Below are 22,358 nucleotides of genomic sequence, written 5' to 3'. Positions count from 1 at the left end.
AACGGTTGCTACAGTCACTGCGAGAACATTTCGCATATACAGCTTGTCACTTGGTGGGGACCGCCGCACCAACGTGCGGACATCGACGAGCGACACGCCCACAGGGGGGTTACCCGTTGACGACCGGCTATTTCACGACCGAACAGCATGACGCCCTCAGAGCCCAGGTGCGGGCCTTCGCCGAACGCGAAGTGCGCCCGCTCATCCCAGAAATGGAAACCCGGAAGACCGTCCACCACGAGCTGTCCCGACTCATCGCCGCACAGGGCTGGATCGGCGTCACCATACCCGCCGAGTACGGCGGGATGGGCAGGGGCCACTTGGCGAAGACCATCATCATCGAGGAACTCTCGAGGGTCTCCGGCGCCATGGGGGCCATGGTCCAGGCGTCGCAGCTCGGCGTCGCCAAGATCCTCCACTTCGGATCGGACGAGCAGAAGAAGACCTGGCTCCCCAAGGTCGCCGACGGCTCGTGCCTCCCCACCATCGCCGTCACCGAGACCGCCTCCGGCGGCCACGTCCTCGGCATGCGCGCCCGTGCCGTCCGCGACGGCGACGACTACATCCTCAACGGCCACAAGGTCTTCGTCGGCAACAGCCACGTCGGCGACCTGCACGGCGTGGTCGTCCGCACCGGCCTGGGCCCCAAGGGGCTCACGGCCTTCCTCGTCGAACCGGACCGGCCCGGGTTCGCGCTGGCGCCGCAGCAGTCCACGATGGGCCTGCACGGCTTCAGCTTCGGCGAGCTGCTGTTCGAGAACTGCCGGGTGCCCGCCGCGAACCGGCTCGGCGACGAGGGGGACGGCCTCGCGGTCGCCTACTCGTCGTCGATCCTCTACGGCCGCGCCAACCTCACCGCGGTCTCACTCGGCATCCACCAGGCGATCCTCGACGAGACGATCGCCTACGCCTCGGGGCGCGAGCTCTACGGCAAGCCCATCGCCGAACTCGACAACATCAAGCAGAAGATCGGACAGATCACCTCCAGGCTGATGACGGCCCGGATCACCGCCTACCACGCCGCCCACCTGCTCGACCGCGGCGAGCCCTGCGACATCGAGCTGATGAACGCCAAACTCGTCAACGTCGAGTCCGCACTCGACTCGGCGCGCGAGGCCATGGAGATCCACGCGGCCGTCGGCCTCACCACCGAACGGCCCGTCGAGCGGTTCCTCCGGGACGCGTACCACATCTTCGCGCCCGCAGGCACCTCCGACGTGCAACGCCTCAGACTCGCCGAAGCCGCGATGGGACGGACCAAGGGCCAGTGGTCCGAGCGCATCACGGCGAACGGCGGCGCGGTCGCGGTGAGCTAGAGCGCGCCATCCGGAGGGATCGGCCGGAGCGGCGCGAAGAGGAGGCGGGAACCGCCTCCTCTCTTTTTTCACCCCTGGAGCGGATTCTCGCTCCCGTACGGGTCCCGCCGCTCCTGCGCGCTGCGTTCACGGATGCGGTCCATCACCTTGGCCGCCATGCCCTTGATGATGTCCAGGCCCGGCCGCCCCCAGTCGTGGGTCTCGGTGTCGACCACGCAGACCGTGCCGAGCGTGTTCCCCTCGTCGTCGATCAGCGGCGCCCCCAGGTAGGAGCGGATGCCGATCTTGTCGACGACCGGGTTCCCCGCGAACCGGGGGTAGTCGCACACGTCGCCGAGCACGAGCGCCTTCCCGCGGACCACCACGTGCGGGCAGTACCCGTGGTCGCGGTCCATCTCGCGGCCGACCTCGACCGCCTCGCCGGCGCCCGCGATCGCCTGGTTCCCGGTGTCCGCCTCCGGGGCGGCGAGGCCCGCGAAGTACTGCCGGTCCTCGTCGATGAAGTTCACCATGGCGTAGGGCGCGCCGGTGAGCTCGGTGAGCTCCTTGGCGAGCTCGTCGAACTCCGGGTCCGGCAGATCGCCGATCCCGAGCTGGCGCAGGCGTTTGACCCGTTCAGGGGCGCCCGGGTCGTCGGGCGTGATCGTGAGTCGGAACTCGTTCTCGGGCATGGACATTGATGGCTCCTTTACCGGACGCTCGAAGCAGCGGCCGACATCAGGTGCTTGGTCAAGGTGACCAGCACCAAGGTTGCGGAACGTGGATCGCGTGCGTCGCAGCAGACGATCGGGATATTCGGTTTGAGGTCCAGTGCGGCCCTGACTTCTTCCGGCTCGTAGTGGTAGCCGGTCTCGAACTCGTTCACCGCCACGATGAACGCGGTGCCGCGGCGCTCGAAGAAGTCCAGCGCCGGGAAGCAGTCCTCCAGGCGGCGCGTGTCCGCGAGCACCACGGCGCCGAAGGCCCCGTCCGACAGCTCGTTCCACATGAACCAGAACCGGTCCTGCCCGGGAGTGCCGAACAGGTACAGGATGTGCTGCGGGTCGAGCGTGATCCGTCCGAAGTCCAGCGCCACCGTCGTCGTCGTCTTGTCCCCGACGCCCGTCAGGTCGTCGGTGCCGATCGAGGCGGTGGTGATCGTCTCCTCCGTGCTCAGCGGCTCGATCTCGGAGACCGACCCGACGAAGGTGGTCTTGCCGACCCCGAACCCCCCGGCGACGAGCAGCTTGATGGCGGTGGGCAGGGCTGATTGTTGTGCGGGCGATCGGTCAGAGTCGCCGTTGTAGGCCATTGAGGAGTGCCTCCAATACGGTTTTGTCGGTGGGGTCGACGGCGGGATCGGGTGAGTGGGCGGTGACGGCCCCGCAGTCGACCAGGTCGGACAGCAGGACCTTGATGACCATGGCGGGGAGCCGCAGGTGGGCCGAGACCTCGGCGACCGAGATCGGCTCCCGGCACAGGATCAGCGCCTCGGCGTGCTCGGCCTCCAACTGCGAGGGACGGAGCTGCCCGGTGGAGCGGACCAGCGACAGCAGGTCCAGCTTCGCCGTCGGGGCGGTGCGCCCGTTGCTGACGGTGTACGGCCGGACCAGCGGCCCCGCGTCCTCGTCGAGCAGTGGCCGGTGCTCGAAGTCGGCCATCAGCCCACCATTTCGCCGCTGGGTCTCCGCACCGGCGTCTCGAGGTACGGACGCACGCTCTTGACGAGGATCGACATCTCGTAACCGAGGACGCCCGCGTCCGCCTCCCGCCCCGCCGCGACCGCCAGGACCGCGCCCTGGCCCGCCGTCGAGACGAACAGCAGCGTGTCGTCCAGCTCCGCCACGACCTGCCGCACCCCGCCGGCCGAGCCGAACTGGGCGCCGGCGCTGCGGGCCAGCGAGAACATGCCCGACGCGATCGCCGACAACTGGTCGGCCTGGTCGGTGCCCATCCCGTGGAACGCCTTCTTGATGCCGTCCGAGGACAGCAGCAGCGCGCTGCGGGTGTGCGGGACCTTCCTGATGAGGCCCGCCAGCAGCCAGCTGAGATCCGTGTGCGCGCCTGCCTCGTCGCCTGCCATTAGAACTCCTCATTCCTGTACGGAGAAACGGAATCGGTGGGGATCTGCGGACCGGCGTCCGCGCGCTGCTGGCCCTGCTGGAACGCCGCCATGAGACCGGGGTCGTGGCCGATCTCCGACCCGCGCGAGCCCGGAGCGGGCTCGTCCCGCAGCTGCGGTGCGAGGTGCGTCTGCTTGTTGCGCTTGGGCAGGGCGGGGCGCCCGTCGGCGTCGAACGCCGCACGGGAGCCGTTGGGCCGGGGCGCCTCGATCGCCTGCATCTCGGCGGTCACCGGCAGTGCGCCGGTGTCCACCACCGAGACCGGCGCGTACCCGGGGGCGGAGGCGTCCATCCTCGGCTGCGGCATCGACGCGTGCTGCGGGGCGTTCCCCGCCGTGGGCAGGGGGCGCAGCTGCACCGACGGCAGCTGCGGGGGCGCCTGGGCGCCCGGCTGGCGGACCGGCATCTCGCGGGCCGCCGCGGGGATCTCGCGCACCTCCGGGGCCCGGGGCGGCGGCGTGTCGTCGCCGAGCAGCTCCTCGGGGACCACCAGGATCGCCTGGGTGCCGCCGAAGATGTTGGACTGGAGCTGGACCGTCAGCGCGTGCCGGCGGGCCAGCGACGAGACCACGTACAGGCCGATGCGGCCGTCCGCGAGCAGCTCGTCCAGGTCGACCTGGTCGGGCGTCGCCAGCATCGTGTTGTACCGGTTCCGCTCGTGGTTCTCCATGCCCAGACCGCGGTCCTCGACCTCGACGGCCAGCCCGGTCCGGACCCGCTGGACCCGGATGAGCACCTGGGTGCCCGGCGCCGAGAACGTCGTCGCGTTCTCGACCAGCTCGGCGACCAGGTGGATGATGTCCGCGACCGCGTGGCCCTTGAGCGTGCCCTCGATGGGCCGCACCAGCTTCACGCGGGCGTACTGCTCCACTTCGGCGACCGCGGAGCGCAGCGCCTCGTAGACGTTGACCGGGCGCGACCACTGGCGGTGCGAGGTCGCCCCGCCGAGGACCGCGAGGTTCTCGGCGTGGCGGCGGATGCGGGTCGCCAGGTGGTCGACCGAGAACAGGCCCTTGAGCAGGTCCGGGTCCTCGACCTGGTTCTCCAGCTCGTCGAGCTGCTCGATCTCCCGGTGCACCAGCGACTGCAGGCGGCGGGCGAGGTTCACGAAGATGCCGACGCGGGAGTGCACGTCGACCGCGTCGATGGGACCGGAGGTCACCATCTGCTGCGGGACCGGGCGCTGCTGGGGCGCGGCCTGGACGGGGCGGACGCCGCGGGCCGCGACGGCCTCCGCGGCGGCGCGCAGGTGGCGGGCCTCCGAGGCGAGGAGGCGCAGGGCCTCCTCGGGCGAGGCGGCGCCGGCGCCGGGGTTGGGCAGGGGCACGGACCAGCGCTGCTCCTGGGGCAGTTCGCGCTGGAGGTCGTCGAGGATCTGCCACACCTTGTAGTGCGTCTCCACAGTGGAGCGCCGCACGGCCTCGACCTGGCGGCTGAGGTCGGATTCGGCCTTGCCTGCGGCGCTGGACGCGATGTACGCGACCACACCGAGCAGGACCACGGCGATGCCGGCGACCGCGGGGATCATCCATACAGGACGATCGGCTCCGGTCGCGGCGATGACGCCGGCGACGCCGGCGCCGAGAACCGCTGCGGCCGCGAGCGGCAGCAGCGCCATGCGCATCAATCGGGGTTTGAGTCTCACGGGGACGCCTGCTTCCTCGCCGGAGAAGCCTTGGGGCGCTGGCCCGGAGGGTTGAAAGGTATGAGTTGTGGACCGAGGTGTTTCGGGCATCGCCATCCTCACGACACTGGCTTATCGGCTTCCGCGATACCGGGAAGTGACAAAGTCGTTGCAGCAGAAGGGAAGGGCTTAGCCCCCACCGGCTGGCTCGACAGAATGGTATCAGCGCTCTGTCCCCTGGATATCACGGTGGTCCTGTGCCGTCAACCTGCGGATGCATTCTGACGCACGCGTGAAATGGTCCGGTCACAGTGGTTCTCGTCCAGGTCAGCGGCCGTTCGGCGGCCGAGCGCCACGCCTTCCGTAGGACACCGGTGCGATCACCCGTTCGGGCGGAAGGCCCGGGGATGGCCGGAGATGCTCTTGGATGCGAGATACGACACTACGGGACCGGACAGTCCCACCTCGTCCGGTCCCGCCCCTCTCCCGTCGATCCGCAGGACCCCGAGCCGCTTCCGTTGGCCCGCAGAGCCCCCGTGCCCGAGACGGGACTTGAACCCGCAAGTCTCCCGACGGCCGGTTTTAAGCCGACTGTGTCTACCAGATTCCACCACTCGGGCCCGTATGCTGCCACGCTATCGGTTCCTGACGCTCCGTGGATTACACCACTCGACCCAACTATGCCCCTGACCTGCGCAGACGGCAAAGTGTCAGCATCCCGACACAAGACTGGATCGGCCCGTGGTCCGCACTTCGGCCTGCGGCTCGTCGCTCCACAAGGTTCAAGCGGCGGCGACAAAGGGGTCGTCTGTTTCCATGTCCCACCTGGGCTTTCGGCCCGCGGAGCGAAAGGCGGCACCCGGCCACTCCGGTCTACATTGGACCCTATTTCACTCGTTCAGGTGATGCCACCACCCCCACGACCTGTCACAATCGAACTACCGCAACACAAGCCACAAGAGGATAGGACCGAGGAGGTGAGCCATCCGATGACGATCTCGACCATTTCCAACCGGGACCACCAGGCCGCTCTCCTCCGCCCACGAATCGAATCCCTTGCCTCCCAAGCACGCGCTCTCGAGGCGGCGGCGCTCAAAGCGGTCATCGACTACACATCGGCCGGTCTGCACAAGACCTGCGACGGCTTCTCCGGCATTCGCGACTGGATCATGGAGTCCTTCTCCTTCAATGCCTCCAGCGCCGGTCAGATGGCGTCCATTGCACGACTCGCCCCGAAGTTCAAGCACTTGGCAGCGGCGGCCCTTTCCGGCATCGCCAGTCTCGACTCCATTGCATACGCCATGCGCCGCATCGAGCGAGAGGGCCTGGCGGTGCACTCCCGAGTCCCATACCCCACTCCGGTCGAGTCCCCCTATGACAGCGAGATCTCCTGTCGGACTCCCGAAGAGCTGATCCGGGAGTACTGCATCCACGCGGCCCGTTCGGAACTCGCCGAGCACTTCGACCGGATCTGCGCCGAATTGTTCGACCAGCAGTCCCTGCTCGACGAGATGAGCCAGCAGACCTTGGCCTGGCTCGAAGTCTACGAGCGGCCCGACGGCATGTGGGACCTGGACGGGCGGCTCACCGGGGACACCGGCCGACTGCTGAGCAACGCCTTGAAGACCGCGGTTCCTCCTCCCCGGCAGGACGAGGCCGACGCGGACGGCCTGCTTCCCTCCGCCTCCAACCGGAACGCCGAGGCCCTGCACCAGATGGTGGCGGCCTACGGCACCGAACCCCGGGCCCCGAGGCGCCACGGCCACACGGCGACGCTCAACCTCACCTGCGACCTCGAGACCCTCCGGGGCGAGAAGACGGGGCGGCTGCCGATGCTCGACGGCCGCCCGATCTCGGTCGCCAGGGCCCGCCTCCTCGCCTGCGAGGCCGGGGTCATCCCCTCGGTCTTCGACTACACCACCGGCGAAGCCGTGGAGCTCGGCCGGGAGAAGCGCCTCCCCAACACGGCCCTCCGGCACAAGCTGGAGCTGGAGCAGCCCGGCGGGTGCGCCTGGTCGGGCTGCCGCGCCCCCGTCTCCTGGACCGAGGCCCACCACATCCGGCACTGGGCCGACGGCGGCGAGACCACGGCCGAGAACCTGATCCTCCTCTGCCGGTTCCACCACGGCAGGATCCACACGGACAAGTGGCGGATCGAGAAGACCGGCCCCGGCACGGCGACGATCACCCACATCAACGGCACCACCGACACCGAGTGGGAAGCGGATCTCCTCAAGGACCTGCCGAACGGCCACAGTACGGACGAATGGTCGCCGGCCTTCAAACGCGAGCTGACCGAGCACGCGATCTGGTTCGCTCAGAAGAACATGCAGACTGCGATCGCCCGAGCCCGAGAGAAGTTCAGGGTGAAGGAGCAGGCGGAGGACTCCGGCGGGCCGCCCTTCTTACCCTGCCCTCGGCGGTCGCCCGCCGAGGGGGAGCACAGGTCCACCACCGACGCGCAGCCCGACTCCCCTTGCGGGATAGGGCCCCTCGGCATGTCCAGGCCCCGATCCACCCGCCCCGAAGCCCGCCGCAATAGGCACACTCACCTCGCCGGCTCGGCCACCAGCCCCGACCCGGCACCCGAGTCCCGCAGGTCGGTCCCGGTCGATTCCCGAGCTCGTCCATCGCGACACCGGGGACCTGATCGCCTCCCCCGCCCTGGCAACCTCGACGGGCCCCAAGGCCCGAGTCCGACCCCGGCCGCCCCTCCACCTCTTTGTCGCCGCCAAAAGACCCGCACCGGACGGGACCCGCAAGGCCGCCGGACACCCGGCCCGCAGCGGACCCGGTCGGCCTCAGTGCGAAACGAAGCGGCGCACCGCAACCCGACGGCATCGCACCGCACCCCACTGCTCCGAACCGAACTCCACCGCACCGGAGACCGCACCGCACTGCACTGCACTGCACTGCACTGCAAAGCCGAACACGACACTTCACTCCCCCGCCCGCGGAGCAAGCCGAAGGCCGCTCCCCCAGAGGAGGAGCGGCCGTTCAGTGATTCGCTTCACGCTGTCCGTTCAGACGCTCAGACGCCCAACGCTCAGACGCCCAACTGTTCTGACGATCAGACGAGCTGCTTCTTCCGAGCGAAGTGGCAGGCGGCGCGCGTGAGGCCGTCGTGGTCGGTCCGCAGGAGCGGCTCGATCTCGATGCACTTGCGCTGGTCGTTCTCCGGCAGTTCCTTGAACAGCGGGCAGCGCGTGCGGAACCGGCAGCCCGAAGGCGGGTTCGACGGGCTCGGGACGTCGCCCTGGAGGACGATCCGCTCGCGGGTCCGCTCCTTGCGCGGGTCCGGGAGCGGGATCGCGGACATGAGGGCCTGCGTGTACGGGTGGGCCGGACCGGCGAAAAGCTGGTCGGTGGTCCCCTCCTCCACGATCTTGCCCAGGTACATGACCGCGACCTTGTCCGCGATGTGCCGCACCACCGAGAGGTCGTGCGACACGAACAGGTACGACAGGCCCAGCTCGTCCTGGAGGTCCTCGAGCAGGTTGATGACGCCGGCCTGGATCGACACGTCCAGGGCCGACACCGGCTCGTCCAGCATGAGCACGCGCGGCTGGAGCGCGAGCGCGCGGGCGATGCCGATGCGCTGGCGCTGACCGCCCGAGAACTCGTGCGGGTACCGGTTGCGGTGCTCGGGGTTCAGGCCGACGATCTCGATCAGGCTGTTGACCCGGTCCCGGCCGCCGTTCTTGAACATGCCGTGCACGCGCAGCGGCTCGGCGATGATCTCGAAGACCGTCATGCGCGGGTCCAGCGAGGCCATCGGGTCCTGGAAGACCAGTTGGATGTCGCGGCGGATCGGGCGCATCTGGTTGCGGGACAGCTTCGTCAGGTCCTTGCCCTCGTAGAGGACCTCACCCGAGGTCGGCGTGATGAGGTTCATCAGCAGCCGCGCCGTGGTGGACTTGCCGCAGCCGGACTCGCCGACGAGCGCGAGCGTCTCGTTCGCGCCGATCTCCAGGCTCACCCCGGAGACGGCGTGGACCGCGCCCACCTTGCGCCGGAGGATCCCCTTGGAGCGCACGGGGAACTCCTTGACCAGGTTCCTCCCGGCGATGACCGGGTTCGCCGCGGTCTGCGGAGTGTCGAGCATGGCGTTCACTTGTCCTCCTCTTCGTGGAGCGCGGCGGCCTCGGCCTCGACGGCTTCGACCTCGGCCTCCACCGACAGGTCGGTGGCGACGGGCGCGAACACCTCGTCGGGGGCCTTGCCCTCGAGCTGGTCCGAGAAGTGGCAGGCCGCCACGTGGCCCGAGCCGTTGATGGGCAGCAGGCCCGGCTCCACCTCGGCGCAGATGTCCTGGTGCATCGGGCAGCGCGGACGGAACGGGCAGCCCACCGGCAGGTTCAGCATCGACGGCGGCGTCCCGTGGATGGGGGTGAGCCGCTGGTCGCGGCTCTCGTCCATGCGCGGGAGCGAACCGATCAGGCCCAGCGTGTAGGGCATGCGCGGCTCGTAGAAGATCTCGTCGACCGACCCGTGCTCGACGGGGCGCCCGGCGTACATGACCAGGACCTCGTCGGTGTGCCCGGCGATGACGCCCAGGTCGTGCGTGATCAGGATGAGCGCCGCGTTGACCTCTTCGCGGGCCTTCTCCAGGGCCTCCAGGACCTGCGCCTGGACGGTCACGTCGAGGGCCGTGGTGGGCTCGTCGGCGATGATGACGTCCGGGTTGTTGGCCATGGCGATCGCGATGACGACGCGCTGGCGCATGCCGCCCGACAGCTCGTGCGGGTAGGCGTCGACCCGCTGCTGCGGGTTCGGGATGCCGACGGAGTCGAGCAGGTCGATGCAGCGGGTGCGCACCTCCTGCTTGGAGAGGTCCCCGTAGTGGGTGCGGATCGCCTCGCCGAGCTGGAACCCGACCGTGTAGACCGGGTTGAGGCTCGTCAGCGGGTCCTGGAAGATCATCGAGATCTTCTTGCCCCGGATGCGGGACAGTTCGGCGTCGCCGAGGCCGAGGAGCTCGTCGCCCTCGAGCTTGGCGGAGCCGGTGATCTGGGCGGTCTTGGGCAGCAGGCCCATGATCGCCATGGAGGTGACCGACTTGCCCGAGCCCGACTCGCCCACGATGCCGAGGCTCTGGCCGCGGCGGAGCTCGTAGGACACGCCGCGGACGGCGTGCACGAGCCCGTCGTCGGTCGGGAACGAGACGGCCAGGTCCTTCACGGACAGGACGGTGTCGCCCTTCGCGCCGACGGCGCGGGAGTCCCCGTTGCTGGTGGAGACCGAGATGTTCGACATTCCTATCGCCTCACCATCGTCTGTCGCGGGTCCATCGCGTCGCGCAGGCCGTCGCCGATGAAGTTGATCGTCAGCGCGATGAGGATGATCATGACACCCGGGATGTAGAACAGGTACCAGTGCTCGTTGAACGCCGACGCGCCCGCGGCCTCGATGAGCAGGCCGAGGGAGGTGTCGGGGCTCTGGATGCCCAGGCCGAGGAACGACAGGGTCGTCTCGGAGAGGATGGCGAAGGCGATCTGGAGGGTCACGGACACGATGATGACGCTCATCGTGTTCGGGATCAGGTGCTTGGTGATGATGTGCCAGTCCGATCCGCCCGCGGAGCGCGCGGCCTCGATGAACTCCTTCTCGCGCAGCGACAGGACTTCGGCGCGCACGGCGCGCGCGATCGAGGTCCAGCCGAACACGGCGAGGATGATCGCCATGTGGTACCAGCGCACCGAGGTGTCGATGGCGCCGGCGAGCGCACCGGTGATCACGAGGAACGGGATCACGAACATGATGTCGAGGAAGCGCATGAGCACCGAGTCGACCCAGCCGCGGTAGAAGCCGGCGACGGCGCCGTAGAGCGCGCCGATCACGGTCGAGCCGATGGCCACGACGAGCGCGACGTTCAGGGACTGCTTCGTCGCCTGCATCATGGCGCCGAGCATGTCGCGCCCGGCCTTGTCGGTGCCGAACGGGTGGTCCAGGCTCGGGGAGGCCCACGAGGGGATCTCCGAGTGGATCTTGTAGTCCCACTTCCACAGGAACGGGCCGACGTAGGCGAACAGCACGATGACCAGGAAGATCACGAGGCTGACGACGGCGGCGCGGTGGCGGAAGAAGCGGCGGGCCACCATCTCCCACTGGCCGCGTTCCTTGGTGGCCATGGCCTCGGCGTCGAGGCGGGGTGCAGCGGTGTTACTCATAGCGGATCCTCGGGTCGAGCACGCCGTACAGGATGTCGGAGATCAGGACGCCGACGAGGACGACGACGCCGGAGATGAGCACGTAGGCCATGACGGCGAAGGTGTCGCCGGCGTTGATCGCGTCGAGCGAGTAGACGCCCAGGCCCCTCCAGCCGAAGATCCTCTCGGTGACCATCGCGCCGCCCATGGCCCCGGAGAGGGCCAGCGGCGCGAAGGTGGCGACCGGGATGAGGGCGGTCCGCAGGGCGTGGCGCCGCATGACGGTGCCGTTGCGGACGCCCTTGGCCCGGGCGAGGCGCACGTAGTCGGAGTTCATGACCTCGAGCATGCTGGCGCGCTGGTAGCGGGAGATGGCGGCGTAGCCGCCGAGCATGAGCACCAGGGTGGGCACGATGAGGAAGGGCAGCGAGTCGACGAAGACCTCCCAGCCGTTGCCGCGGAAGCCGGTCGTCCCGGACCCGTAGGTCTGGAAGACCGTGGATCCGAGGACCTTGTTGATCTGGACGGCGCCCTCCTTGAACAGGGAGCCGAGCCAGAAGACGGGCATGGCGAGGAACAGGAAGCCGACGAACGTCAGGGTGTAGTCGGTCCTCGAATACTGCTTGACCGCGCTGACGACACCGGCGAGAATGGCGATGCCGATGGACGCGAGGGTGGCGAAGAGGACCAGCCGGAGCGTGATCCAGAAGCGGGTGGAGACCTCGTAGCTGATGTCCATGGCGGAGCCCTCGATGGAGGGGCCCCACTTGCCTTGGAGCAGGCCGATGTCGCCGTTGGTGTCACCGAGCCCGGTGAGCCAGATCCAATAGCGCTCGGGCACGGATCGGTCGTAGTACCACGACGATTCCAGTGCGTCGATGGTCGACTGGGGTACCGGCTCGCCTGTGGACTGCTCGATCTCGAAGACCCGGTCCTGCACGGGGTCGTTCGACAAGTCGACCAGGGCGAAGCACAGGATGGTGGCCCCTAGCAGCACTGGGATCATCATCAGGGTGCGCCGGATTATGAATACAACCATAATGCCTCGTTAACGGTTTCTCTGCTGTGGACCGGTCCGCCTGCCGACCGGTCCGGCCGCGCTGGCGCGCGGCTCCTCATTGGGCTCACCGGCTCCCCGTTTCGGGGGCCGGGCCGGCGAGCTTCTGGCACTCTCTTCACATCTGCTTCCCGTGCGGAGCTGGGCGCTGCTCGCGTGAGCCGACCGGGCGCGCATCGGGAGTGGGCGATTCGTACATGAAACCACTCAAAGAGCGAAAACTACTCAGTGTCTGCCACACCCCACTCTGCAATGTTGTAGGCGGCTCGTTGCTGGGAAGCCCAATTGTCCCGGACGTTCACCAACCTATCGGAGACCATCACCATCACCGGTGCGTCCACGATGGGAAGGACGTAGGCGTCCTCGATGACGCGTTTGACGGCCTCGTTGGCGCGGGCGGCGGCCTCGTCCATGTCGAGGGTGCCGTTGATGTCCTCGATGAGCGCGTCGAGTTCGGGGTCTTCGAGGTGCCCGAAGTTGGAGCCGGACTCGGAGGACCAGTACTGCGACGGGGAGCCGACGAACAGCGGGTCGGAGCTCCAGCCGAAGTTGATGATGTCGAAGTCGGCCTCGGCGAGGACGGTGCCGAGCGCGTCCGGCGCGATCGCCCGCAGTTCGACGTCGATGCCGAGGTCGGTGAGGGTGGCCTGGGTGAGTTCGCCGGTGATCTTGCGGGATTCGCGGGTCTCGAGGTAGCGGAAGTCGAGGGTGACCTGGTCGCCGTCGGGGGTGAGGAGGTTCCCGTCGCCGTCCCAGGTGTAGCCGGCGTCCTCGAGGGTGCCGCGGGCCTGCTCGATGTCGCCGGTGCCCTGGCCGGTGGCGGTCAGGTGGTCCTCGTAGTACTCGGAGCCGTTGCGGAACAGGTGGTTGTTCTTCCGCTCGATGTCGGACTGCACGAACGCGTAGGTGCGCTCGATGATGTTCTCCAGGTCGATGGCCTGGAAGACGGCGGTGCGCAGTGCGACGTCCTGGAGGAACTCGTTGCGGGTGTTGAGGTCGATGTGCTCCCAGTTGGGGCCGCCGGCGACGGAGTAGTCGACGCCTTCGGCGGTCTCGAGCTGGGTGATGGCCTCGGCGGTGGCGGAGAACGGCGAGGAGCCGTCGATCTCGCCGTTGCGGAGGGCGGTGACGATGTTCTCGATGCCCTCGATCACGCGGAAGGTGAGCTTGTCGAGGGTGACGTCGGTGTCGCCGGCCCAGTCCTCGTTCGGCTCGTAGATGACGTACTCGCCCATGGACGCGTCGGTGACCTTGTAGGGGCCGGTGGTCCAGGTGGGGGTGGTCTCGGAGAAGTAGAGCTCGGCCGCGGCCATCTGCTCCGGGTCGTTCTTCCAGTCGAAGCCCTGCGCCTCGGCGACGTGGGCGGGCAGTGAGAGGACTTCCTCGTACTTCCACTCCGCGGAGTGGTAGGAGTCGACGTAGGTGACGGTGACGGTGTTCCCGTCGCCTTCGATGGAGGCGACCTGGGAGCCGTAAGTGGTGGTGGCCGGGGTGCAGCCGGCGCACAGCGACTCGTCGCCCGAGCGGGCGTACCAGTGGTAGATGAAGTCGTCGACGCCGATCTCGGTGCCGTCGCCCCAGTTGGCGCCCTCTTTAAGGGTGTACTCGACGGTCACGGGGCTCTCGCTCACGAGCTCGGGCTCGGAGGCGAAGAGGCCCTCGTTGACGATGAACTCGCCGTCGGGGTCGAACTGGCCGGTGTAGGGCCACATGCCCGCGAGCGCGAGGCTCACGTAGGCGTTGTTGCCGTCGGCCGTGTTCTGGTTCCAGCTGCTCCATCCGGCGTCGACGGCCCACGTGATCTCGCCGCCCTCGGCCCGGTCGCCTGTGTTGCAGTCGGCGGGTTCGGTGACGCAGTCGTCCAGGCTGGACGTGGCCGTGCTCCCCTGGCCGCAGCCCGCAAGGGCCAGGGTGGTGCAGGCGAAGGCGGCGACGGCCGCCATGTGGTGTCGCTTCATGGTTCCTCTCGTGGGTGTGCGCCGCCGGACCGGACGGCGGGGAGGGCACCGTGGGGCTTGTGCCTGCCGGGCCGAGGCCACTGCGGGCGGCGGCTCCGCGAAGGGGCCTCCGAGCAGCGGGTCGGGTGACGCGAGGTACAGCCTTCCACGGGAATCGCAGGTTTCTCACGGCCGAACCAGAGATGAGCTTCGTTCGTTATGTTCCCGTGATGTTCATTCCCTGAATGACGGCGAAAGGTGGGATTTTCAGCGTTCTGGCTGGGTGGGCAGCCTGTCAGGGAAATACCCGTCGCGACGATGAGAGCGGGTGCGGTTCGCCGGGCGGTGCACCGACCGTCCGGCTCCGAGCGGGTCCCCGGCGTCGCCGGGGCGCGGTTCGCGTCTCCGCCGAGAGAGCCGCGGTTCGCTCCGCTCAGAAATCAGTGAAGCGGCGGAGCCCTGGAAAGGGCTCCGCCGCTAGGGCTCGGGGAACCCCTACTTCAGCTTCCACTCGCGGATGTTGAACAGCGGGCCGGCCTGGCTGGCCGGGTTGACCGTCGGGCCCTCGAGGACCGCCGGGTTGAAGTAGAAGACCTGCGGCTCGTCGAGGATCGGCAGGGTGTACGCGTCCGGGGCGACGATCGCGTCGACCGCGTTGGTGTAGTCCGCGGCCTCGTCGATGTCGTAGGTCGAGCGGACCAGCGCGATGGCGGCGTCGGCGTCCGGGTTCGAGTACTTGCCGTAGTTCGAGCCCGAGGTGGACTCGAAGTACTGGCTCGGCTGCACGGTGAACGCGGCGGAGCCGATCCAGCCGAAGATGACCAGGTCGAAGTCGGTCTGCGCGAGGACGTTGCCGAGCTCGCCGTCCGGGATGGCGACCAGTTCGAGCGTGATGCCGATCTGGGCCAGGCTGGCCTGGGTGAGCTCCGCGGCGAGCTTGCGGACCGGGTTGGTGTCGGCGTAGCGCATCCGGAAGGTGACCGCGCGGCCGTCGGGGGTGGTGAGGGTCTCGCCCTCGGCCGCACCGGTGTAGCCGGCGGCGGTCAGGATCTGCGCGGCGGCGGCGATGTCGCCCGAGCCCTGGCCGGTCGGGCCGATGTGGTCGACGAAGTAGGGGCTGCCCTCCTGGAAGAAGTGGCTGAGCTTCTGCTTGACGCCGGTCTCGGGGTAGTTCTTGTCGCAGATGTCCTGCACGTTGATGGCGGTGAAGACCGCCTTGCGCAGCTCGACGTCCGAGAGGAACTCGTTCTGGCAGTTCGAGTCGATGTGCAGCCAGACCGCGCCCGCGAAGGTGTGCATCTCGAGGTCGGGGTTCTCGGCGAGCTTGGCGTTCTCCTCCTCGGAGAACTCGCTCGGCCAGGCGCCGTCGATGGTGCCCTGGCGCATCTCGGTGACGATGGCCTCGGTGCCCTCGATGACCCGGAGGGTCAGCTTCTGGATGGACGGCTTGACCGAGCCCTGGTAGTTCGGGTTCGGCTCGTAGACCACGTACTCGCCGAGCTTGGCGTCGACGACCTGGTACGGGCCGGTGCCGATGATGCCGGCGCCGTCCGCGGTCGGGGCGGTGGTCTCGAAGTACTGGATAGCGTCGCCCATGACCTCGGGGTCGGTCTGCCAGTCGGCGAAGCCGTTGGCCTCGGCGACGTGGCTGGGCAGGTAGATCGTCGAGGAGAAGAGCCACTCGGGGTCGATGTAGCCGTCCACGTAGGTGACGATGATCGAGCCGTCCGCCTCCTGCGTGATCGAGGCGATGTTCGAGCCCCAGTCGATGGAGGCCGGGAGGGCCTTCTCCTGGTTGGCGTGCGCGGGGTTGCCGGACATCGAGTACCACTGGAAGATGAAGTCCTCGAGGCGGACCGGGTTGCCGTCCGACCACTGGGCGTTCTCGTTGAGCACGTACTTGATCGTCATCGGCGCTTCCGAGACGAGCTCGGGGGCGGCCGCGAAGATCGCGTCGTCGTAGATGAAGTTGCCGTCCGGGTCGAAGTCGCCGGTGCCGGCGGCCATCGGGTACATCGCCTGGTGGCCGTAGGAGTTGTTGCCGGCCTGCGTGTTCTCGTTCCAGGAGGTCCACGCCGACGAGATGGCCCACACCAGCTCGGTCTTGCCCGAGCCGCCTTCGTCCTCGTTGCCGCCGCAGGCCGCAAGGGTGAGGGCGGCGCCGCCGCCGAGGGACAGGCCGCCGAGAGCTCTACGGGTCAGAGCCATGAGTGATTCTCCTCCAGATATCGATGCCGAGGGGCCTCCGGCCGGCAGCGAAAGGCGCCGATGCCTCGCGTCCGGATGAACGGGATTGGGGGAAGGCGTGCTGCCCTCGGCGGTGTTGTGACAAACACTGGCACAGACGTGAGCGGATTGACACGGCGCAGGGTCCAACTGGAGTTTATTCGTGATGTATTCGTGACTTTGCGCCTGCGGCCGTGTGGTCTGAATGGACCGTGGGGCCGATGTGGCATCGGCCCCACGGGGGAATTCAGTGAATGAAACGCCCTATCAGGGGGCCTGCCATTCGCGGACGTTCCACACCGGGCCGGCCTGGCTGGCCGGGTTCACCGGGGTCGGGAGGTCGAGGAGCTTCGCGTTCCAGATGACCGACAGCGGGCTCGAGTACAGCGGCAGGGTGTACGCCTGCGCGACCGCCTGGGCGCTGATCTGGTTCGCGAAGTCGGCCGACTCGTCCAGGTCGAACGTGGCCCGGACCTTCGGCAGCAGCTCGTTGATCACCGGGTCGTCGTAGCCGCCGTAGTTCGAGGCCGAGTCCGTCGCGAAGAACTGGTTCGGGCTGGTCGTGAACGCCGGGCTGCCGACCCACGAGAACACGATCATGTCGAAGTCGGCGCTCGCGAGCGTCGCCGAGAAGTCCTCGTCGCCGAAGCCCTTGAGCTCCAGGTCGATCCCGAGCGGCTCGAGCTGGGCCTGGATGACCTCGCCGGTGAGCTTGCGGATCTCGTTCGAGGTCGCGAACCGGAAGTTGAACGCCACGACCTCGCCGTCGGGGCTGACCAGCTTCTCGTCGCCGTTCCAGGTGTAGCCCGCGCCGGTGAGGATCGTCCGGGCGGCCTCGATGTCGCCGAGACCGTAGTTCGCCGGGGTGAGGTAGTCCTGGTAGTACGGGCTCTCCTCGGTGAAGAAGTGGTTGCCCAGCCACGGCACCTCGGTGCCGGGGAAGGCCCGCTCCTTGATCTCGTTGATGTCGATGGTCGTGAACACGGCCTTGCGGAGGTTCACGTCCTTGAGGAAGCCGTTGCGCACGTTGATGTCGAAGTGCGACCAGGTCGCGCCCGCGTACGTCTCGTACTTCCACTCCTCGGGGTTCTCGTCGAGCTGCTCGAGGACCTCCAGGCTGAAGTCGTTCGGCCAGCAGCCGGCGATGGTGCCCTGCCGCAGCTCGGTCACCTCGGCCTCGATGCCCGTCACCGGCCGCATCGTGAGCTTGGTGAACTTGGCCTTCTTCGAGCCCTGGTAGGTCTCGTTGGGCTCGTAGACGATGTACTCGCCGAGCTTGCTGTCGACCGGCTTGTACGGGCCGGTGACGACCGTCCACAGGTTCTCGTTGAACCAGGTGATGGCGTCGCCCATGACCTCGGGGTCGGTCTGCCAGTCCGCGAAGCCGTTCTCCTCGGCGTAGTGGCTGGGCAGGTAGACGCCGCCGGTGAAGGGCCACTCCGGGTCGACGTTGCCCTCGGTGAAGGTGAAGACGATGACGCCGGGCTCGGTCTCCTCGATCGAGGCGACCGTGGAGCCCCAGGCGGTGCTCGCCGGCAGGGCCTTCTCCTGGTTCGCGTGCGCGGGGTCGCCCGACTGCGAGTACCACTGGAAGATGAAGTCCTCCAAGCGGACCGGCTTGCCGTCCGACCACTGGGCGCCCTCCTTGAGGGTCACCTGGATCTGCATCGGCGCTTCGCTGATGAGCTGCGGCTCGCCTTCGAAGAGGGCGTCGTCGTACACGACGTTGCCCTCGGGGTCGAAGTCGTAGCCGACCTGGCCGAGCGGGATCATCGGGGTCATCGCGAGGTGGCCGGCCGAGTTGTTGCCGGTGCTCGTGTTCTCGTTCCAGGCCTCCCACGGGTACGCGATCGCCCACTCGAGCTCGCCGCTGGGCTCGCCGCCGTCCTCCTCGTCGCCGCCGCAGGCCGCCAGCATGAGAGCGGACGACCCGCCGATGGCCAGACCGCCGAATGCTCTACGGGTAAGAGCCATTGCTGTTCTCCTCCATTGGGTCGGCCGAGGTGAACGCCCATGAGCGGCCGCGGGGTGGCGCCGTCGCCGGCAGCGCGGCCGCAGAGGGGGCGGACGGCCGCCTCGGCAGTACTGCGACAAACGGTGCCATGTCGACCGGGCGAAGGGAACGCCTCGGTACGGATTTGGCGGATCATTGTTACCCGACCGATACGCACCGCGGCGGGCACGGCGAAGGGCCGCCCCTTCCGGGACGGCCCCTCGACCGGTGTTCTCGGTGCGCGTCTCTCCTATGCGGGCTGCCAGTTCTGCACGTCCCACAGCGGACCGGACTGGCTGTTGCCGTTCACGGTCACCCCGGTCAGCAGGTTCCGGTTGTAGACCGTCGACTGCGGCTCGTCGAACAGCGGCAGCGTGAACGCCGCCGGCATGACCATCGCCTCGACGTCGTTGGCGAACCCGGCCGCCTCCTCCAGCGACGTGGTCGACGTGACGCGAGCGATCGCCTCGTCGAGCCCTTCGAGCTGGTAGTTCCCGAAGTTCGAGCCCGAGTCGGAGCCGAAGTACTGGAACGGCGCGGTCGTGAACGCGGGCGTGCCCGACCAGCCGTAGATGACCAGGTCGAAGTCGGCCTCCGCGAGGACCGGGCCGAGCTGGCCGTCCGGGATCGCCGACAGCGACACCTCGATGCCGATCTCCGCGAGCTGCGACTGGACCACTTCGCCGATGAGCGTGCGGGTCGCGTCGCCCTCGCCGTAGCGGAACGTCAGCGTCACCGCCTCGCCGTCGGGCGTCGTGAGCGTCTCACCGGTCGTGTACCCGGCGGCGGCCAGCGCCGCGTTCGCCGCCTCGACGTCGCCCGAGCCCTGCGGCGGGTCGGTCTGGCTCAGGAAGTCCTCGTGGAACTCGCTGGTCTCGCTGAAGAAGTGGTTCGTGCGGGGCGAGACCTCCGTGTCGGGGAAGGCGCGGGTGATGAGCTCCTCGTTGTCGATCGCGGTGAACACGGCCTGGCGCAGGACCTGGTCGGACAGGAACCGGTTGTTCGTGTTCGTGTCGATGTGGAGCCAGATGCTGCCTTCGTAGACCTCGGTGGCGATCGCGTCGTCGCCGGCGACCTCGTCGAGCGCCTCCTGGCTGAACTCGCTCGGCCAGGAGCCGTCGATCTCGCCGTTGCGGAGGGCGGTGACGATCGCGTCGGTGCCTTCCACGACCCGCAGCGTCAGCCTGTCGAGGCCGGGTTCGACGCTGCCCTGGTAGTTCTCGTTGGGCTCGTAGATGACGTAGTCGCCGACGGCCGCGTCGGTCGGCGTGTACGGCCCGGCGGACCAGGTCGGGGCGGTGGTGCCGAGCCAGTCGGCGCTGGCGCCCATGACCGCGGGGTCGCTCTGCCAGTTCTCGAAGCCGTTGGCCTCGAGGATGTGGCTGGGCATGAGGTTCGGGAAGGCGAACTCCCACTCGGGGTTGAGGTAGCCCTCCACATAGGTGACGGTGACGACGCCGTCGGCCTCGGCGATGGAGGCGACGTTGGCGCCCCAGTCGGTGGTCGCGGGCGCGCACTGGTCCTGGTTGCAGTACTCGGCGTTGCCCGACATCTGGTACCAGATGTAGATGAAGTCCTCGGCGCGGATGGGCTCGCCGTCGTTCCACTGCGCGTTCTCGTTGAGGGTGTACTCGACCGTCAGCGGGGCCTCGGAGGTGAGCTCGGGGGCCTGGGAGAGGATCGCGTCGTTGAAGACGAACTCGCCGTCCGGGTCGAAGTCGCCGAGTGACGCAGCCCCCGGGGTGAGCACCTGGGTCAGGTAGCTGTTGTTGCCGGTGCTCGTGTTCGGGTTCCACGAGTCCCAACCCGAGCTGATCGCCCAGGTGACTTCGCTGTCCCCGCCGCTCGACGAATCGCCTCCGCCGCAGGCGCCGAGCGCCCCGGCCGCGAGCGCCGCCGCACCGGCCACGGCCAGCGCGGTTGCCCTTGCAGGTCGCATATGACCACTCCCCCTGTGTATCCCTTGTGGGCCGCACCTCGGCGGGCGCGACCGGTTCATCGTGACACCTGGGAGGGGCGATTTCGGGGACTTCAGGCGAAAGGGGCAGCGTGGCCGCCGGGGTTCGGTTCGGGGGGCGGGGGCCCGGGCGCGGGCGGCCCCCGCCGGCGGTCCCGATCGGCGGTCCCGATCGGCGGTCTCGTTCGGCTATGCGGCGCGGAGGCCCCATTCGGCCACGTTGTACAGCGCCCGCTGCTGGGATGCCCAGTTGTCGCGGACGTTGACGAGCTCGGGCGAGGCCATGATCGCGACGGGCGTGTTCACCAGCGGGAGCTGGTAGGCGTCCTGGACGACCTGGCGGGCGATCTCGTTGCCGATCTCGGCGGCCTTCTCGGGGTCCGGTTCGAGGGCGAGGCTGTCGATGAGCGCGTCGAGTGCGGGGTCGTCGAGCCGGCCGTAGTTGGTGGGGGCGTCGGAGGCCCAGAACTGGCGGGCGGAGTTGACGATGACCGGCTGGGAGGTCCATCCGAAGGCGATCATGTCGAAGTTCGACTCGTCGAGCGTCGGGCCGAGCTCCGCGGCCGGGAAGGGCCTGAGCTCGACCTCGATGCCGATGTCGGCGAGGTTGAACGCGACCAGGTCGGCCATGGTCTGGCGGTCGGCCGAGCCGTCGGCGTACCGGTAGTCGAAGGCGACGGCCTCGCCTTCGGGGTCGAGGAGGCGGCCCTCGCCGTCCCAGGTGTACCCGGCGGCGTCGAGGGTGTCGCGGGCCAGCTCCATGTCGCCGGCGCCCTGGCCGGTGGCGGTGAGGTGGTCCTCGAAGTTCGGCGAGTCGTTGCGGTATAGGTGGTTGAGTTTGCGGGCGGCGTCGGACTGGACGTTCGCGTAGGTGCGGGCGATGATCTCCTCGACGTCGATGGCCTGGAAGACCGCGGTGCGCAGGGCCGGGTCGGAGAGGAACTCGTTGCCGACGTTGATGTCGATGTGGTGCCACAGGGGCCCGCGGTCGACGTTGAAGTCGATCTCGCCCTCGCCGGCGAGCTGCGCGACGTTCTCGGCGCTGATGCTGCCGGGGCTGGCGCCGTCGACGGTGCCCTGGCGCATCTCGGTGATGATCGACTCGACCGAGTCGAAGGACTTCAGGGTGAGCTTGTCGAGGGTGACCTCGGTGGAGCCGGCCCAGTCGTCGTTGGGGGTGAAGATCGCGTACTCGCCGGTCACGGCGTCCTGGATCTCGAAGGGGCCGGCGGACCAGGTGGGGACGGTCTGCGAGAAGTAGGTCTCGGCGGCGGCCATGTCGGCGGGGTCGTGCTTCCAGTCGAGGCCCTGCTCGTCGGCGATGTGCGCGGGGTTGGAGAGGACGGGCTCGTACTTCCACTCCGAGGACGCGTACCGGTCGCTGTAGGTGATGACGATCTTGTCGGCGGTGGCGCCCTCCTCGATGGACACGACTTCGGCGGCGGTGGCGGCCGCGGGGGTGCAGTCCTTGCAGAGGTCGCCGTCGCCGGAGCGGGCGTACCAGGTGTAGATGAAGTCGTCGAGGCCGATGCCGGTGCCGTCGCCCCAGTTCGCGTCGGGGTTGAGCGTGTACTCGACCTGCATGGGGCTCTCGTTGACGAGTTCGGGCTCGCCGGCGAAGATCGCGTCGTTGACGACGAACTCGGCGTTCTGGTCGAACTGGCCGACCGCGGGCCAGTAGGGGGCGGTGACCTGGAGCGTGTACACGGTGTACTCGGCGCTCAGGTTGGGGTTCCAGCCGGTCCAGGAGCCGTCGATGCCCCAGGTGATCTCGCCGCCGTCGGCGCGCTCGCCGGAGTTGCACGCGACCGGGTCGGTCGCGCAGTCCTGGAAGCCGGGGTCGCCGGCTCCCGCTCCGACTCCGCAGGCGGTGGTGCCGCCCGCGACCATGACCAGGGCGGCGCCCGCGCCGATGGCGCCGAGTCCAGGTCGTCCTGCTCGCAACATCCCACTCCTCATGCTCGTCGCCGCGCGGCCTCCGGCGGTCCGCCGGAGAC

The 22,358-nt window shown here is 68.5% G+C and carries 15 protein-coding genes, 1 tRNA gene and 1 pseudogene; 2 read left to right on the top strand and 15 right to left on the bottom strand.

Annotated elements, in window-relative coordinates; genetic code table 11:
* Positions 1–116 precede the first annotated feature (116 nt).
* Positions 117–1,316 (top strand): acyl-CoA dehydrogenase family protein, encoded by a 1,200-nt coding sequence (locus GFD30_RS06215; RefSeq protein ID WP_227995892.1) that lies wholly within the window; start codon positions 117–119, stop codon positions 1,314–1,316.
* A 68-nt stretch (positions 1,317–1,384) separates the two neighbouring features.
* Here the strand turns inward: GFD30_RS06215 and GFD30_RS06210 are convergent, their stop codons facing one another.
* The 6 genes from GFD30_RS06210 to GFD30_RS06185 all read right to left on the bottom strand — a co-directional run bounded on the left by GFD30_RS06210 (position 1,385) and on the right by GFD30_RS06185 (position 5,662).
* Entirely contained in the window at positions 1,385–1,987 is a 603-nt protein-coding gene (locus GFD30_RS06210; protein ID WP_153024456.1) for a GAF domain-containing protein, read from the bottom strand.
* A gap of 17 nt (positions 1,988–2,004) precedes the next feature.
* On the bottom strand, positions 2,005–2,607 hold the full coding sequence (locus GFD30_RS06205; RefSeq protein ID WP_153024335.1) for a GTP-binding protein: 603 nt from the start codon (positions 2,605–2,607) through the stop codon (positions 2,005–2,007).
* Complete coding sequence (locus tag GFD30_RS06200) at positions 2,585–2,956, bottom strand: DUF742 domain-containing protein (protein ID WP_153024334.1); 372 nt, start codon at positions 2,954–2,956, stop codon at positions 2,585–2,587. Before GFD30_RS06200 ends, GFD30_RS06205 begins: the two co-directional genes overlap by 23 nt.
* A complete protein-coding gene (locus GFD30_RS06195; RefSeq protein WP_153024333.1) occupies positions 2,956–3,378 on the bottom strand; it encodes a roadblock/LC7 domain-containing protein in 423 nt (140 codons plus the stop codon). The genes GFD30_RS06200 and GFD30_RS06195 overlap by 1 nt, the downstream gene beginning before the upstream one ends.
* Positions 3,378–5,063: a sensor histidine kinase gene (locus tag GFD30_RS06190; RefSeq protein ID WP_322632997.1), complete on the bottom strand. Its 1,686-nt coding sequence runs from the start codon at positions 5,061–5,063 to the stop codon at positions 3,378–3,380. Before GFD30_RS06190 ends, GFD30_RS06195 begins: the two co-directional genes overlap by 1 nt.
* Positions 5,064–5,579: 516 nt before the next feature.
* Positions 5,580–5,662, bottom strand: a tRNA-Leu gene (locus GFD30_RS06185).
* A gap of 60 nt (positions 5,663–5,722) precedes the next feature.
* On the opposite strand from GFD30_RS06185, the pseudogene GFD30_RS28210 reads away from it, so the two are divergent.
* A pseudogene (locus GFD30_RS28210) lies at positions 5,723–7,162 on the top strand (DUF222 domain-containing protein); the annotation flags it as partial.
* A gap of 950 nt (positions 7,163–8,112) precedes the next feature.
* Here GFD30_RS28210 and GFD30_RS06175 read toward each other — a convergent pair.
* The 9 genes from GFD30_RS06175 to GFD30_RS06135 form a co-directional block, all read right to left on the bottom strand.
* On the bottom strand, positions 8,113–9,147 hold the full coding sequence (locus GFD30_RS06175; RefSeq protein WP_153024454.1) for an ABC transporter ATP-binding protein: 1,035 nt from the start codon (positions 9,145–9,147) through the stop codon (positions 8,113–8,115).
* A 5-nt stretch (positions 9,148–9,152) separates the two neighbouring features.
* Positions 9,153–10,298: an ABC transporter ATP-binding protein gene (locus tag GFD30_RS06170; protein WP_153024332.1), complete on the bottom strand. Its 1,146-nt coding sequence runs from the start codon at positions 10,296–10,298 to the stop codon at positions 9,153–9,155.
* Between the two features lie 2 nt (positions 10,299–10,300).
* Positions 10,301–11,212 (bottom strand): ABC transporter permease, encoded by a 912-nt coding sequence (locus tag GFD30_RS06165; RefSeq protein WP_227995890.1) that lies wholly within the window; start codon positions 11,210–11,212, stop codon positions 10,301–10,303.
* Positions 11,205–12,230 (bottom strand): ABC transporter permease, encoded by a 1,026-nt coding sequence (locus tag GFD30_RS06160; RefSeq protein WP_153024331.1) that lies wholly within the window; start codon positions 12,228–12,230, stop codon positions 11,205–11,207. The genes GFD30_RS06165 and GFD30_RS06160 overlap by 8 nt, the downstream gene beginning before the upstream one ends.
* Positions 12,231–12,469: 239 nt before the next feature.
* Positions 12,470–14,206, bottom strand: a complete 1,737-nt coding sequence (locus GFD30_RS06155) for an ABC transporter family substrate-binding protein (protein WP_153024330.1) — start codon at positions 14,204–14,206, stop codon at positions 12,470–12,472.
* A 474-nt stretch (positions 14,207–14,680) separates the two neighbouring features.
* Positions 14,681–16,393, bottom strand: coding sequence for an ABC transporter substrate-binding protein (locus tag GFD30_RS06150; RefSeq protein WP_153024329.1), 1,713 nt, complete (start codon positions 16,391–16,393; stop codon positions 14,681–14,683).
* Between the two features lie 285 nt (positions 16,394–16,678).
* A complete protein-coding gene (locus tag GFD30_RS06145; RefSeq protein ID WP_153024328.1) occupies positions 16,679–18,385 on the bottom strand; it encodes an ABC transporter substrate-binding protein in 1,707 nt (568 codons plus the stop codon).
* Positions 18,386–18,654: 269 nt separating this feature from the next.
* Entirely contained in the window at positions 18,655–20,343 is a 1,689-nt protein-coding gene (locus tag GFD30_RS06140; protein ID WP_194201865.1) for an ABC transporter family substrate-binding protein, read from the bottom strand.
* Positions 20,344–20,550: 207 nt separating this feature from the next.
* Positions 20,551–22,308: an ABC transporter family substrate-binding protein gene (locus GFD30_RS06135; RefSeq protein ID WP_194201864.1), complete on the bottom strand. Its 1,758-nt coding sequence runs from the start codon at positions 22,306–22,308 to the stop codon at positions 20,551–20,553.
* Between the last annotated feature and the right edge of the window lie 50 nt (positions 22,309–22,358).

It is taken from the genome of Glycomyces albidus, assembly GCF_009451885.1.
Lineage (GTDB): Bacteria > Actinomycetota > Actinomycetes > Mycobacteriales > Micromonosporaceae > Glycomyces > Glycomyces albidus.
This window is presented reverse-complemented; position numbering and strand designations above follow the sequence as displayed.

What these genes read in the sequence shown, in the direction of transcription:
- GFD30_RS06210 (WP_153024456.1), bottom strand. Translation starts at nt 1,987, where the DNA reads ATGCCCGAGAACGAGTTCCGACTCACGATCACGCCCGACGACCCGGGC.
- GFD30_RS06205 (WP_153024335.1), bottom strand. Translation starts at nt 2,607, where the DNA reads ATGGCCTACAACGGCGACTCTGACCGATCGCCCGCACAACAATCAGCC.
- GFD30_RS06200 (WP_153024334.1), bottom strand. Translation starts at nt 2,956, where the DNA reads ATGGCCGACTTCGAGCACCGGCCACTGCTCGACGAGGACGCGGGGCCG.
- GFD30_RS06195 (WP_153024333.1), bottom strand. Translation starts at nt 3,378, where the DNA reads ATGGCAGGCGACGAGGCAGGCGCGCACACGGATCTCAGCTGGCTGCTG.
- GFD30_RS06175 (WP_153024454.1), bottom strand. Translation starts at nt 9,147, where the DNA reads ATGCTCGACACTCCGCAGACCGCGGCGAACCCGGTCATCGCCGGGAGG.
- GFD30_RS06170 (WP_153024332.1), bottom strand. Translation starts at nt 10,298, where the DNA reads ATGTCGAACATCTCGGTCTCCACCAGCAACGGGGACTCCCGCGCCGTC.
- GFD30_RS06165 (WP_227995890.1), bottom strand. Translation starts at nt 11,212, where the DNA reads ATGAGTAACACCGCTGCACCCCGCCTCGACGCCGAGGCCATGGCCACC.
- GFD30_RS06160 (WP_153024331.1), bottom strand. Translation starts at nt 12,230, where the DNA reads ATGGTTGTATTCATAATCCGGCGCACCCTGATGATGATCCCAGTGCTG.
- GFD30_RS06155 (WP_153024330.1), bottom strand. Translation starts at nt 14,206, where the DNA reads ATGAAGCGACACCACATGGCGGCCGTCGCCGCCTTCGCCTGCACCACC.
- GFD30_RS06150 (WP_153024329.1), bottom strand. Translation starts at nt 16,393, where the DNA reads ATGGCTCTGACCCGTAGAGCTCTCGGCGGCCTGTCCCTCGGCGGCGGC.
- GFD30_RS06145 (WP_153024328.1), bottom strand. Translation starts at nt 18,385, where the DNA reads ATGGCTCTTACCCGTAGAGCATTCGGCGGTCTGGCCATCGGCGGGTCG.
- GFD30_RS06140 (WP_194201865.1), bottom strand. Translation starts at nt 20,343, where the DNA reads ATGCGACCTGCAAGGGCAACCGCGCTGGCCGTGGCCGGTGCGGCGGCG.
- GFD30_RS06135 (WP_194201864.1), bottom strand. Translation starts at nt 22,308, where the DNA reads ATGTTGCGAGCAGGACGACCTGGACTCGGCGCCATCGGCGCGGGCGCC.